Origin of the sequence: uncultured Veillonella sp., assembly GCF_934190855.1 — a bacterium.
Classification (GTDB): domain Bacteria; phylum Bacillota; class Negativicutes; order Veillonellales; family Veillonellaceae; genus Veillonella.
Genome location: NZ_CAKPTN010000030.1, coordinates 1 through 14,488, shown reverse-complemented (window position 1 = coordinate 14,488; position 14,488 = coordinate 1). Strand labels below are relative to the sequence as shown.

At 40.0% G+C, this 14,488-nt stretch carries 12 protein-coding genes and 3 tRNA genes; 14 read left to right on the top strand and 1 reads right to left on the bottom strand.

All coding sequences use genetic code 11. The features are described 5' to 3' along the window. The first annotated feature begins 369 nt into the window (after positions 1 to 369). Positions 370 to 1,854, top strand: coding sequence for an aldehyde dehydrogenase family protein (locus Q0F90_RS03215; protein WP_296003289.1), 1,485 nt, complete (start codon positions 370 to 372; stop codon positions 1,852 to 1,854). A gap of 61 nt (positions 1,855 to 1,915) precedes the next feature. Here Q0F90_RS03215 and Q0F90_RS03210 read toward each other — a convergent pair whose 3' ends face one another. Next, positions 1,916 to 2,491 (bottom strand): hypothetical protein, encoded by a 576-nt coding sequence (locus Q0F90_RS03210; protein WP_296003287.1) that lies wholly within the window; start codon positions 2,489 to 2,491, stop codon positions 1,916 to 1,918. Positions 2,492 to 3,303: 812 nt separating this feature from the next. On the opposite strand from Q0F90_RS03210, the gene Q0F90_RS03205 reads away from it, so the two are divergent. The 13 genes from Q0F90_RS03205 to Q0F90_RS03145 all read left to right on the top strand — a co-directional run bounded on the left by Q0F90_RS03205 (position 3,304) and on the right by Q0F90_RS03145 (position 14,486). Then, positions 3,304 to 4,869, top strand: coding sequence for a DEAD/DEAH box helicase (locus tag Q0F90_RS03205; RefSeq protein WP_296003286.1), 1,566 nt, complete (start codon positions 3,304 to 3,306; stop codon positions 4,867 to 4,869). Between the two features lie 176 nt (positions 4,870 to 5,045). Beyond that, entirely contained in the window at positions 5,046 to 5,465 is a 420-nt protein-coding gene (locus Q0F90_RS03200) for a Fur family transcriptional regulator (RefSeq protein WP_005385669.1), read from the top strand. Positions 5,466 to 5,626: 161 nt separating this feature from the next. Further along, positions 5,627 to 6,463 carry a deoxyribonuclease IV gene (locus Q0F90_RS03195; protein WP_296003284.1) on the top strand — a complete coding sequence of 279 codons (837 nt, stop codon included), beginning with the start codon at positions 5,627 to 5,629 and terminating at the stop codon, positions 6,461 to 6,463. An 86-nt stretch (positions 6,464 to 6,549) separates the two neighbouring features. Next, positions 6,550 to 7,785 (top strand): exonuclease SbcCD subunit D, encoded by a 1,236-nt coding sequence (locus Q0F90_RS03190; protein WP_296003282.1) that lies wholly within the window; start codon positions 6,550 to 6,552, stop codon positions 7,783 to 7,785. Next, positions 7,786 to 10,869 (top strand): SMC family ATPase, encoded by a 3,084-nt coding sequence (locus Q0F90_RS03185; RefSeq protein WP_296003280.1) that lies wholly within the window; start codon positions 7,786 to 7,788, stop codon positions 10,867 to 10,869. Between the two features lie 79 nt (positions 10,870 to 10,948). Then, on the top strand, positions 10,949 to 11,323 hold the full coding sequence (locus Q0F90_RS03180) for a VOC family protein (RefSeq protein WP_004695332.1): 375 nt from the start codon (positions 10,949 to 10,951) through the stop codon (positions 11,321 to 11,323). Further along, positions 11,323 to 12,030, top strand: coding sequence for a tRNA threonylcarbamoyladenosine dehydratase (locus tag Q0F90_RS03175; protein WP_296003278.1), 708 nt, complete (start codon positions 11,323 to 11,325; stop codon positions 12,028 to 12,030). Before Q0F90_RS03180 ends, Q0F90_RS03175 begins: the two co-directional genes overlap by 1 nt. Further along, positions 12,027 to 12,461: a peptidylprolyl isomerase gene (locus tag Q0F90_RS03170; RefSeq protein WP_005385683.1), complete on the top strand. Its 435-nt coding sequence runs from the start codon at positions 12,027 to 12,029 to the stop codon at positions 12,459 to 12,461. The genes Q0F90_RS03175 and Q0F90_RS03170 overlap by 4 nt, the downstream gene beginning before the upstream one ends. A 4-nt stretch (positions 12,462 to 12,465) precedes the next feature. Then, positions 12,466 to 13,095, top strand: a complete 630-nt coding sequence (locus tag Q0F90_RS03165; protein WP_296003277.1) for a hypothetical protein — start codon at positions 12,466 to 12,468, stop codon at positions 13,093 to 13,095. Between the two features lie 82 nt (positions 13,096 to 13,177). Further along, positions 13,178 to 14,017 carry a polyamine aminopropyltransferase gene (speE, locus tag Q0F90_RS03160; RefSeq protein ID WP_296003275.1) on the top strand — a complete coding sequence of 280 codons (840 nt, stop codon included), beginning with the start codon at positions 13,178 to 13,180 and terminating at the stop codon, positions 14,015 to 14,017. 217 nt (positions 14,018 to 14,234) lie between these two features. Beyond that, positions 14,235 to 14,310 (top strand) — tRNA-His (locus Q0F90_RS03155). Positions 14,311 to 14,334: 24 nt separating this feature from the next. Continuing rightward, positions 14,335 to 14,409 (top strand) — tRNA-Gln (locus tag Q0F90_RS03150). A 4-nt stretch (positions 14,410 to 14,413) separates the two neighbouring features. Then, positions 14,414 to 14,486: transfer RNA gene (locus tag Q0F90_RS03145), tRNA-Lys, on the top strand. The last annotated feature ends 2 nt before the right edge of the window (positions 14,487 to 14,488 follow it).

The window sequence follows — 14,488 nt, the reverse complement described above, 5'->3', positions numbered from 1 at the left end:
CCGTAATAATACTGGTCGACAAAATAACAATCGAAATAATGGAAATTATCGCAACTCTTAAGTCAAGCTATATGTATAAGTTTTAAAATTATATGGGTTTATGGCGATAGTTGCCGTTATATTTATAACAATATCAATTGAAATATATTATTGAGAATTTCTCTTGACTAAAAGTCATTGTACATAAAACCGCACTCTCTATGGATTTAGAGGGTGCGGTTTTTCTCTATAACTAAAAACTATGTATAATAATGCGGAATGGATATGTCGGAAACGATATATCTCATTGAAAAAATTAGATATAAGGCGTATCATGAAATTACAGAGGAGATCTTCCTCAATATATGTTCCTAAATAGGAGGTAATGCTATGAGCTTGAACCTTAAAGAAAGATATGGACTTTTAATTAATAATGAATGGGTACCGGCATCTGACGGTGCTGAATTCAATGTATATAACCCTGCTAATGGCGAACAACTTGCTATCTGTGCAGAGGCTACGAAGGACGACGTTGATAAAGCGGTAGACGCTGCAACAGAAGCTTTCAAAACTTGGAAAAAAGTATCCCAAGTAGAACGCGCTGATTACTTGTTAAAAATTGCTGATGCTATCGATGCGCACAAAGAGTACTTGGCACAAGTTGAAACTTATGACAATGGTAAACCAATTCGTGAAACTTTAAATGTAGATATTCCATTTGGTGCTGACCATTTCCGTTACTTCGCTGGCGTACTTCGCTCTGAAGAAGGCTCTGCACAAGTATTTGACGAAAATACATTGAGCCTCATCATTCGTGAACCAATTGGCGTTGTAGGTCAAGTTGTGCCTTGGAACTTCCCGTTCCTAATGGCAGCTTGGAAATTGGCACCAGCTCTTGCAGCAGGTTGTACAGTTGTTATCAAACCTTCTAGCCATACATCCCTTAGCCTTTTAGTATTAGGCGATATTTTGAAAGATATCTTGCCAGCAGGCGTTGTAAATATCGTAACTGGTAAAGGCTCTAAATCTGGTCAATATATCCTTGATCATCCAGGTTTCAGCAAACTTGCTTTCACAGGCTCTACAGAAGTAGGTCTTGATGTATATAAAGCAGCATCTGAACGCTTGATTCCTGCTACATTGGAATTAGGTGGTAAATCTGCGAATATCTTCTTTGAAGATGCAAACTGGAAACAAGCTCTTGATGGGGCAATGCTTGGCATCCTATTCAACCAAGGTCAAGTATGCTGTGCAGGTTCCCGTATCTTCGTACAAGATACAATTTACGATAAATTTGTAGCTGAACTTTCCGCATTATTTGATAAGGTAAAAGTTGGTTTGCCTTGGGAAGAATCTACACAACTTGGTTCCTTAATTTACGAAGATCAAGTTAAGAAAGTACTTAGCTATGTAGAACTTGCTAAAGAAGAAGGCGCTCGCGTTGCAGCTGGTGGTGTACGTGTTACTGACGGTGAACTTGGTAAAGGTTGCTTTATTAGACCTACACTTATCGTAGACGCTACAAATGATATGCGCGTGGCTCGTGAAGAAATCTTCGGCCCTGTAGCTGTTGTTATTAAATTCCACAGCGAAGAAGAAGTAATCGAACAAGCTAACGATAGCTTATACGGTCTTGGCGGTGGCGTATTTACTCAAAATCTTAACCGTGCAATCCGCGTAGCTCGTGCAATCGAAACAGGTCGTATGTGGGTTAACACATATAACTCCATCCCAGCAGGCGCACCATTCGGTGGCTACAAACAATCTGGTATCGGCCGTGAAACTCACAAAGTTATCCTAGAACACTACACTCAAATGAAAAATATCATTATCAACTTGAGTGATAAACCATCTGGGTTCTACGACTTAGACTAATAAAATAAATCTCTCCTATAAACTATAACAAAGAGGCACCTCGAAAGAGGTGCCTTTTTTACTAATATTGGGATAAGCGGAATATTCTTCTATATTCTTGCGGTGCATCAGAACCATCAGAAGGTTTTATGATGACTCTAATATATATTTTTTCTTTGAAATCTGGATATGTTGCAGCATATTCTTTGCAGAATTGATCCATACGATTGTAAAAGTTTATTACATCTTGGTTTTGTATAGCTGAATAGGGGATAGGCATTTCAATATACAAAGAAGATGTATCATATGTGGCATAGGATAACTCCTCTGCTGTTAGATAGTTTTTCATTAATGGGAACGCAGTTATCAGCGGAATGTTGGTTATCAGCATTCGATCAACTTGTGGTACAACAGGTGCAGAGGTGTGTATGACTTCAGATATTTCAATGGGCATTTGTGGATACTTGTCAAAGGTGACTTGCCATGTATTATTCCTTTGTGACTCCAAGTGATATATTAGATTAGGATAATTCTTATTTATATATTGTTGAACTTCCTCTTCACTGTAATGTGAGAGAAGATGACAACCCGTTGTTAGTATGAGGGATAGTACAATCAACGGTAGTAATACAAATCTTTTAAGAGTAAATGGTTTCATTGGTATTCCTTTTGTAATGCTCTTGAAAGTTCAGTAAAAATGTGTAATAGCTTAAAAAGCATTGGCTAATTTGTTGAGGTATTTTAGAGTAATTCATTCTAATTGTATTATACCTAAAATATATTTTTACTCATATAGTTGATTAATTCCATACAACTCTACAATAAACTATAACAAAGAGATACTTCAAATAAGGTACCTCTTTTGTACGTAACAAGTCTATTACCTGTGACTGTATACGCTATGTTATAATTGGAGCCATATGAAAATGTGTTGTTTGAGAGGGCGGTATATACCATGATTCACGTAGATTATCTGTTAGTTATAGGAATATTACTTAGTGTTTTACTCTTTCTTTTAGTTGGAGTCTTTTACTATAGTAAATCAGGGACTCAATATTTGGTTGTTAATAATACTTAGCGCTCTTTTGAGTTATTTATTATATCCTTTATATGAATTGACAGATTATAGAGAAGAATTTACGTCAATCGTTATAATCGCTGCGATAATCATTAAAATAATTATCAACTTATCTATATTTATGATAGCAGATAGAATAACAACAAAATGGATTTCTAAATTATTATTAATTATATGGGTTGTTCTTGTTGAATGTTTGTATACGCCTATTCATTTATCATACCTTGTTTTCCTTTGTGTATCTGGTGGAATCGTTTTAATAGAACAGTTAAGGGAGAGAAGAAAGTCTATTTAGTTTAGATTCGTAATTACTCTTATAGCGCTTAGTTTCGAAATATGATATACTATTCTAACGCGCATAATTCGTGCGCGATAGGAGGAAACACATTTAGATGTTAGAAAAATTTGAACAATTAATGATTAGCGAACCTGTTCTACGTGCGTTAAACGATATGGGCTTTGAAGAGCCTACGCCAATTCAACAGGAAGCTATCCCAGTTGCCATGAGCGGTAAAGACATGATCGGTCAAGCTCAAACAGGTACTGGTAAGACAGCAGCATTTGGCTTGCCTGTGTTGGAACGCGTAGACGGGAATGAGCGTCACGTTCAAGTAGTTATTTTATCCCCTACACGAGAATTAGCTATCCAAGTAGCTGAAGAGCTTAACAAAATGGCTCAATACACGAATATCACAGCACTACCTATTTACGGTGGTCAAGATATTAATCGTCAGTTCCGTGCCTTGAAAAAGAACCCTCAGATCATCGTTGCCACTCCAGGCCGATTGATGGACCATATGGACCGCGGTTCTATTAAATTTGACCATGTGAAAGTTGTGGTATTGGACGAAGCCGACGAAATGTTAAACATGGGCTTTGTTGATGATATCAATAAAATCTTGGGTGCTATCCCAGAAGACCATCAAACATTGTTGTTCTCCGCAACTATGCCTAAAGCTATCCAACAATTAGCTGAAACATATTTGACAGAGCCAACATTGATTCGTATGAAACCGACTCAAGTTACGATGGACTTAATTGAACAATATTATATCGAAGTGCAAGACCGTCAAAAATTCGATGTTCTTTGCCGCTTGTTCGATATTCAAACACCTGAACTTGCTATTATCTTCGCACGTACAAAACGTCGTGTTGATGAAGTAACAGAAGGTCTTAAGAAACGTGGTTACATGGCGGAAGGCATCCATGGCGATTTGTCTCAACAAAAACGAGACAGCGTAATTCGTCAATTCCGCGAAGGTACCATCGATATTCTCGTGGCTACTGATGTGGCAGCTCGTGGTCTTGATATTTCTGGCGTATCTCACGTATATAACTATGATATGCCTCAAGATCCTGAAAGCTACACACACCGCGTAGGTCGTACAGGCCGTGCCGGTAAAGCAGGTCAAGCTTTCACATTTGTTATTCCTCGTGAAATGGAGCATTTACATGCTATCGAGCGTTTAACAAAACGTAAAATTGCACGCCGTCGTGCACCTTCCTTAGGAGAAGTTCTTGAAGGTCAACAACGCTTGGCTATTGAAAGCCTCGTTGAAATGACAGATAATTTAGAAGCATTAGCGCCATTCAAATCTAGTGCAGAGGAATTGTTAAATGATACAGATTCTGTAACATTGTTGGCAGCAGCTCTTAAATTGTTAACAAAAGAACCAGATACAACACCTGTAAATATTACAGAAGAAAAACCATTGCGCGTACGCCGTCGTCGTGAAGGTGGTCGTGGTGACCGCCGCCGTGGTGACCGTCGTAGAGATGGTGATCGCCGCCGTGATGGTGATCGTCGTCGCGATGATCGTCCTCGTCGCAGCCGCGATGACCGCAGAGGTGATCGTCGTGATGACCGCCGCAGAGATGATCGTAGATCTGATCGTCCACGTGGTGACAGAAAACCTCGTCATCAAGGTGAAGGTTTCAAACCTTACTTTAAAGACTAATAGAATGTGGATTGCTTTCGGGCAATCCACATTTTTTATTACTTAATAGTTAATACTATCTATCTTGATAAGTATTACAAATTTTGATATAATAAATAATAATTATTTCTTGTGAATGGCCGATAATGGTCGATGCCTTATAGATTTCCAAGTGGAGAAAGGTAGAGTAGAGTATTATGGATATCGCACAAATTTTGCGTAGCCAAGGGTTTAAAGTGACCCCACAACGTATTGCGATTTATGATGCCTTGCGTGGTCATCATGATCATCCAACAGCAGAAATGTTGTACCATACGTTGCGCCCTGAACATCCAAGCATGAGCTTGGCAACCGTGTACAAGACGATGGAGATTTTTGAAAAAATCGGTCTTGTAAAAATTTTAGAAGTTGGTGATGAGCGTGCTCATTACGACTGGGACACACAAGCTCATTCCCATATCCGTTGCATTCGTTGCAACAAGGTAGAGGATATGATGGGCATTGATTTACAAGCTATCAAAACAATTGCTGATCAAGGTAGTGAGTATCAAATCACAGGTCAACATATTACCTTTGAAGGTGTATGCCCTGAGTGTGCTAAAAAAGAAAGCCATTAATACATAACCCCTGTCGCGAAGGGCTCCTTCACGGTAGGGGTTATATTAGTTATATATGTCTTATATTCATTAGGCTTTTGGAATAAATGTAAGCGTAATAGAATAGATATTAGAATTGAGTATTATAGAATTATAGAATTATATAAATATAAAGGAGTATTATGTTTGTCATAGGCAGTCATTTATCAATTAGCAAAGGTTATTTACATATGGGCAAGGAAGCTACTAAAATTGGTGGCAATACCTTCCAATACTTTACCCGTAATCCTCGCGGCGGTGGTATGCGCGCTCTCGATATAGAGGATATGAATAGTCTTGGTGCATATATGAAAGAGCATAACTTTGGTACCTTGTTAGCCCATGCACCGTATACGTATAATCCATGTGCTGCAAAGGAAGACTTGCGCGCTTTTGCTAAGCAATCCATGATGGAAGATTTGGAGCGCATGGAATATTTACCTGGCCAAATGTATAACTTTCACCCAGGTAGCCATGTAAAACAAGGTGTGGATCAAGGTATCGAATATATCGTAGAATGTTTGAACGAAATTTTGTTCCCTGGCATGAAGACGACCGTTCTATTGGAAGTCATGGCTGGGAAGGGCACAGAAATTGGTTCTCGCTTTGAAGAAATTGCTCGCATCATCGACGGTGTAAAACTAAAAGAATACATGGGCGTGTGCGTTGATACGTGTCATATCCACGAAGGTGGTTACGATATCGTTAATAATCTCGAAGGTGTTATCGACGATTTTGATCGTATTGTAGGATTAGACCGTTTGAAAGCCATTCACTTGAACGACTCTAAAAATCCTATGGGCGCTCATAAAGATCGCCATGAAAAAATTGGGGAAGGTCACATCGGTATCGATACGATAGCTCGTATTGTGACACATCCTAAATTGACGAACTTGCCGTTTTATTTAGAAACACCAAATGAATTAGACGGCTATGCGAAAGAGATTGCTATGTTGCGTTCTATCGTAGAGAATCAATAATTAAGCTGAAACGTAGTTTTAGTTATATAATAATTTATATAGCTACATTTATATAAGATATAGGGAGAGCTGGAAAGGGGGACAAAATGCGTTTTTTACATACTGCCGATTGGCATTTAGGACGTATTTTTTATGGTCAGTACTTAACCGAAGACCAAGCTCATGTGTTGGAGAATCAGTTCTTTTCTATTTTGAAGGATGAAAAAATTGATGGCATATTGCTAGCAGGGGATATTTTTGATCGTGCAGTGCCACCTATTGAAGCTATTGAGCTGTGGGACTCTATCATTACCCGTCTCGCTATGGATTATAAGGTACCACTTTTTGTAGTAAGTGGTAATCACGATGGCGCAGAACGCCTTGAGGTGGGCCGCTCTATGTTAAGTCGTTCTGGCATTCATATTTGGGGTTCCCCTCATCATGCATTACAACCATTTGAATTTGAAGGACCTGACGGTAAGGTCGCTATTTGCCCAATGCCCTTTAGCGAGCCGCGTCGCATTGGGGATGCTTTAGGGTTGGGGGCAACTGTATCAAAACCTGTTGATATAGATATGACCGAGGACTCCCTGTTCTCCTATGTGGAGACTAATGAGCAAGAGCCAGTCTCACTTAATTTACATAATTACGATCAAATGTATCAGGCTTGGAGTGATTACTTGTACAAACAAGTACCAAAGGGTATGTGTAGTATTGCCATTAGCCATGCTTTTGTAATGGGCGGAGAAATATGTGAATCTGAGCGGACTTTATCTGTCGGTGGTAGTGAACAAGTAAGTCCACAAGTCTTTAAAGACTTTCACTATACAGCTCTTGGCCATTTGCACGGACCACAACGGATGGGGGCAGACTATATTCGCTATAGCGGATCACCGTTGAAATACTCTTTTGACGAGCACACGCAGAAGAAGTCTTTTACCATCATAGATATGGATACAAAGGGAAAGGTCGATATTAGCACCATTCCTGTAGAGGCGAAGCGTGACGTAGTGATTTTAGAAGGTTATTTTGAAGACCTGTTAAATAATAAGGAATTACAGGATAAGCATAAAGATGATTATGTGCAAGCCCGTTTGCTAGATACGATGCCTATTATGGATGGGATGGCTAAGTTGCGCCAAGTATACCATCGCTGTATGACCATTGATTTAGTAGGTCGTGTGGCAACGCCTATGGCAGATATGGATGAAGCTGTATTTAAAGAGTTAAACGAGCGTGAATTATTTAATCAATTTGCCGAAACCGTGTGGAAAGAACCATTAACAGAGCGAGAACAACAATACATCAACTCTGTATGGGACCAAATTCTAAAGGAGGACTAAATGAAGCCTATATCTTTAACTATAGAAGCCTTTGGTCCTTACCGCGATTCGGTTACCTTGGACTTTAATGAGCTTCAAGACAATTCTATGTTCCTCATCTCTGGTCCTACGGGGGCCGGGAAAACGTCTATACTAGATGCTATGGTGTATGCCTTGTATGGAGAACCTAGTGGAGAGGTGCGCAAAACCGATGCTATCCGCAGTGACTTTGCAGAACCACATCGTATGACGCGGGTAGATTTTTCCTTTGCTATCGGGGATGCTCAGTACCGTGTTGAAAGACTGCCAAAGCAAATGGTTGCAAAAAAACGCGGTACAGGTATGCGTGAGCAGAATGCTAGTGCTACTGTTTACGAAATGAAGGATGGGGAATGGAAGGTCATTGCCACCTCTGCGGCGGCTATTCGCGATACTGTTCAACGTATCATAGGCTTTCGGAAGGATCAATTCTTACAAGTGGTTCTTTTACCGCAAGGGGAATTCCGAAAATTACTAGTAGCCTCCACCAGTGAACGGGAGGAGTTATTACATACACTCTTTAGAACCGAGTTATACCGAAGATTACAAGAGGCCTTAAAAGCTGCTTATGATGACGCAAAAGCAGGGATTGAAGAAAATCTAACAAAACAGAATGCATTGCTACAATCCATTCCACATGATGAAGATATACCAGTACTAACCATTGAACATGTACGAGATCTTTTGAAACATAGAGAGCCTCATCGTGATGTTCTTGTTATTGACCGTGATAAAGCTGTAACTGTAGTGGAGCAGTTCAATACGTTGCGAAATGAGTGGGCCTTATATAACCAAGCACAACAATCCCTTGCAGAGGCTACCTCTAAATTAGAACTCGTGAAAGCAAGAGAAGCGGAGCGTGCTAGCTTACGTGAAAAGGTTCAGTGCCTTACCTCTTTAACGCCAAGTTTTGAGCTATATAAACAGGTTAGTGACAAACAGTCGGTGTTAAAAAACTTGGAAACGTCACTTTCAGAGGCTGAAAAAAATGTGGACAGTGCAACTCAATATGAGTCTAAATGTATAGAGGCTCATGCAGTATTAGAAGCGCAAGCTGAAACTATGCAAACTAAGAGGACTACGCTGGCCCAAATGGAACAGCAATCAGAAAAGTTTAATGAGTTAGCACTGCTAAATAAGGAACTGAGCACATTAAAGAGTACATTAGTAACACAGGACCGTGAGAAAAGCGAAGCTGCGTTACAGTCTCAGCATAAGAAAGTTGCTGATTTAGAGGCAAAGTTAGTTGCAGACAGGCAACAGTTACAAGCTAATAGCAAAGCCTTAGACTCTATTTCCCGTATCCAAGAACAGTTAAATCATTTGCAACGATATTCTGAATTGGTCGCTGAGAAACAGAAGATTCAAAATGATATCGATGCTAAAGATAAGTCATTAGCATTGCTAGATGAATCCGTAAAGAACTCAAAGGTACAGCTTGAACGGTTAGAACATTTGATGGCAGAAGGGCGTGCTTTTGAACTTGTTCATTTGGTGAAGGATAATGAGCCTTGCCCAGTATGTGGTTCTACGGATCATCCTCAGTTAGCATCTAGGCCTGAGTTATATCCTACTAAAGAGGAAATAGAAGAGGCTCGTGCGATACGTGACAAAGAGTTACAAAAGCAGGCTAGCGAAATTGGTCAGAAAGAAACGTTAGTTATTCGTCTACATGAGTTAGATGAGCAAGTTGAAGATCAAGTCTCTAAACTCAAAACATGGATTGATAATTTTTCAGAAGATGCATTTGATTCAATTCAACAAGGCTTAGTATCTCAAATGGAGCAGCTTTCAACCTTGCGTAGCGACACTGAACAGCTGAGCGACACTATAGCTAACACTGAGGGTGACCTCAGTGCGGCTAAAGATATACTAGCAAAATTGGATATGGCTCATAAGGGACTACTTGATAATTTGCATAATTTAGAGGTTCAGATTAGTACGGTACAGGCTAAGATTGATGCTCTTTCTGAAAGCTTGCCAACTACGGATGTAGCTGCATGGCATAAAGAGATAGAATCATTAGCGTCTGAGCTTGCAGACTACGATGAACAGGTAAAAGTATGTAAAGCAAATTTAGATTCTGCTAGAGAAGTGCTTAATGCTAAACGGGGACGCCTAGAAACCTTATCTGCCCAAGTGCAGGAAGAAATAAGACATCTTGATGTACTCAATAAAGACTATGTAGAATCATTGCAATCGATTTCTTTATCTGAAAATGATTTTATAGATGCGTTGGATGATTATAAGGTTTTAGATACAATTAGAACCGAACTACATGCATTGGACGAGGCTTTCAATAAAGCTCAAGCTGTATATGATGCGGCATTGAAACATGCTCAATCTGTAGTGAAGCCAAGTGATGCGGTTTCCAATGAAGTATATGATGCGGCAGTAGAGCAACGTGACAATTTGGTGGGTTCTCTTGCGGCTTGGGATAAAGAAACGAAACATATTGAAACAACACTAGCTTCCCTAGAAACACTTGAACAGGCTATGGGCGAAGCCCGTGAGGAAGTAACTTTCCTAAGTCGCCTAAATGACTTGGCAAATGGCGGTGAGCAAGGGTTCAAAAATGTAACCTTTGAGCGCTATGTATTGGGAGCTATTTTAGATGAAGTTGTATATGCAGCTAATTTACGTCTTCAAACGATGAGCCGTAATCGCTATTCCTTGGAACGTTCTGACTATACTGGTGGTGGACGGGGCAAACAAGGCCTCGATCTGGCAGTCATGGATGCTTTCACCGGTCAATCAAGACCAGCGAATACCTTGTCTGGTGGTGAAACATTCTTGGCCTCTATGGCACTTGCCTTAGGTCTTGCGGATGTCATCCAAAGTTATGCAGGTGGTATTCATATGGATACGATGTTTATCGACGAAGGCTTTGGTACCCTCGATCCTGATACATTGGAACTCGCTATGGAAACACTGGTGAAATTACAATCATCAGGTCGTCTTATCGGCATGATTTCCCATGTACCTGAATTAAAGACTCGTATACCGGCCCACTTAGAGGTCACACGTGGTGACGATGGTAGTACGGCAAAATTTGTTATTAACTAGCTATAGAATTGTCAAATGTGATACTATTAAAAGAGGAGAATTCCTACAAAAACATACTGGAATTAATTAAGGAGGTCCTATGAAGTTTTCATTTGCTCATAATAATATAAATGTTAAGGATCTTGATAAGAGTTTAGCATTCTATAAAGAGGCCTTGTTGCTTGAGGAATCTCGCCGTTTAGAAGATCCAAGTGGTGCTTTCACTCTTGTATATTTAAAAAGTCCATATACAGCGCACGAACTAGAACTTACATGGTTACGCGACTGGGATCGCCCTTATAATTTAGGGGACAATGAATTCCACTTGGCATTTTATGTAGATGACTATGAAGCAGCTCTAAAAAAACATAAAGAGATGGGCGTTGTAGCTTACGAAAATGCTGACATGGGCATTTACTTTATTGCCGATCCAGACGGGTATTGGACAGAAATTATTCCAGCAGGTAAATACTAATGGAATATATGTTAACTCGTTTAGAGTGGCTGGTTGGTCCTGATAAAATCAAAACCATAAAAGATACGTCTGTGGCTCTCTTTGGTGTTGGTGGCGTTGGTGGTGGTGCCCTTGAGGCACTAGTTCGAGCTGGTGTGGGACGCATCGTTCTTATCGATGGCGACTCTATTGCACCAAGTAACTTAAACCGCCAAATGATTACGACTCATGACACAATTGGAGAGCGTAAGGTAGAGGTAGCAAAGGCACGAGCACTTTCTATTAATCCGGATGTAGTGATAGAAACTCATGATATTATGTATACTGAGGAAAACTACCCTAGATTTATTCAAAGCTTGAACGTTGATTATGTAATCGATGCCATCGATATGGTAACGGCAAAACTTAATATTATTGAGGTGTGTCAACGTGAAAGCATCCCTGTTATTTCTTGTATGGGCGGCGGTAATCGCTTTTACCCTGAAAAACTTATGATTGCTGATATCAATAAGTCTCATACATGTCCTTTGGCGCGCGTTATGCGTCGGGAGCTCAAAAAACGGGGTATTAAAAAGCAATTAGTTTTATTTTCTACAGAAAAACCGACAAAACCACAGTTCCGCGGCGAAGCAACAAGCCCTGGTACATGTAGTTTTGTGCCACCAGTGGCAGGTTTTATATTAGCAGCACATGTGTTGCGTACAATTTTGGAGGTACCTGAACAATGAAAAAAGCAAAAATCCATATGGCTGACGGCGGCGATATCGTAATTGAATTATTTGATAAAGAAGCTCCTGGCACAGTACAAAACTTTATTGACTTGATCAACAAAGGTTTCTATAATGGCCTTCGTTTCCACCGTGTAATTCCTGGCTTCGTAGCTCAAGGCGGTTGCCCTAATGGCAATGGTACAGGTGGTCCTGGTTACACAATTAAAGATGAATTGATTGGCAACCCACATAAACATGAGCGCGGTGCATTGTCCATGGCTCACCGTGGTCCTAATACTGGCGGTAGCCAATTCTTTATCGTATACGAACCACAACCTCACTTGGATGGTGTACATACTGTATTCGGTAAAGTAATCGAAGGTATGGACGTAGTTGATGGTATTCATCAAGGTGCCATCATGGAAACTGTTGAAGTAATCGAAGGTTAATCTCATGAATGATGTATCTATTAAACATCCAGAATGGCTATATATTGATGTAAATGGTAAAACATCATATGGGTATGACCAAGAATGGTTCACTGATGAGTGGCAACGCTTGTCTGGTTGTGGTCCCACATCGGCATCACAAGTATTGGGTTATTCGCTATTTAGGGATGGCTTATTAGATCTGGAAACCACATCCGATCAAACGCTTGCTTTAGAACGGATGAACTTAGTTTGGAAATATGTAAAGCCACGCTTTGGTGGTGGTGTTTATAAAACTCAATGGATGGAACGTGGGCTTACTCGTTTACTGGAGGATAAAGGCCTATCTTATGATGTACATATGTTGAATGTATCTCCGTTCTGCGCATCTCGTGTAGAGGTGGAGGCTGCAGCTCAGTTTATTCATGATGCATTGGCACAAGATGTGCCTGTAGCATTTTTGAATCGTCATAAGGGTAAAGAAAAAGCTCTTTATACATGGCATTGGGTTCCAATTCACAAGATATTTATGGATGGCGATGATATTCGCTGTGGCATCTTTGATGAAGGTGAAATCCGTGATTTCTCGTTAGCAAATTGGATGAAAGACACTATTTTAGGTGGCGGCTTCTGTTATATTAGTCGTAAAAATTAAGTAACAGAGCATTTAATGTAATATACATACGCATCGCAATCATTTGCGGTGCGTATTGTAGTATAAAAGTAGGAGGTACTACATGAGTCAATGGATTACAGAGGAACAAACTCCTCATTTACGTCTTAGCGCTGAAGCAGAAGAAGTATTATACTCTGGTGAATCTGAGTTCCAAAAAATTGAAGTGTTTAAATCTAAAGAGTATGGTACGATGCTCGCATTAGATGGTGTATTCCAAACATCTGAGCGTGAAGAGTTCATCTACCATGAAATGATGAGTCATGTTCCATTGTTTTTACATCCAAATCCTGAACGTGTATTGATCATCGGTGGCGGTGATGGTGGAGTAGCTAGAGAATGTGTACGGCATGATTGTGTAAAAGAAGTAACAATGGTTGAAATCGATGGTAAGGTTGTAGAGTTGGCAAAACAATATTTACCAACTATTGCTAAAGCTATGATTGAAAACCATCCTAAATTAACTGTAAAAATTGGTGATGGCATTGGCTTTATGGCAGAAGCAGAAGATTACTATGATGTAATTATTGTAGACTGCTCCGACCCAATCGGTCCTGGTGAAGGTTTATTTACTGAAGAGTTCTATAAGAATACATTAAAAGCTCTTAAAAAAGATGGCTTATTTGTACAACAAACAGAATCTCCTATGTTGCATCAACCGCTTGTTGAAAAAGTGTTTGGTTACGTAAATAATCACTTCCCAATTGCACGTTTGTATACTGCATTTATTCCAATTTATCCTGCAGGTATGCATTGCTTCACATTGGGTTCCAAAACATTTGACCCATTAACATGGACACCAAATCGTGAACAAAACTTTGAAACTAAGTACTATAATGAGGATATTCAAAAGGCTGCTTTTGCATTGCCAAATTTTGTAAAAAACTATTTGCCAAGTAAGTAAATAATATGTATAATAGGGGAGCACCATTCGTGAGGCTTTAGCTTCCGAAGTGCTTCCTTATTTATATAAGGAAATAGAGTTTATATTAGAGGAAATACGTTTTTTAGTTTCAATTGTAAAAGTTAAATGAAATTGAGAAAAAGGTGTTGACACAAACCTCTAGAAAAGATATAATTCTCTTTGTTACGAAGACAATGTCTTCGATACCTACAAGGTGGTGGGTATGGTGAAGCGGTTAACACGGCGGATTGTGGCTCCGTTACGCGTGGGTTCGATCCCCACTACTCACCCCATAACCTACACATCATAATCACTGTAGGGGTGTCGCCAAGTGGTAAGGCAACGGACTTTGACTCCGTTATGCGCTGGTTCGATCCCAGCCACCCCTGCCAACATGACTCACTAGCTCAGTTGGCAGAGCACCTGACTTTTAATCAGGGTGTCCCGCGTTCGAGTCGCGGGTGAGTCACC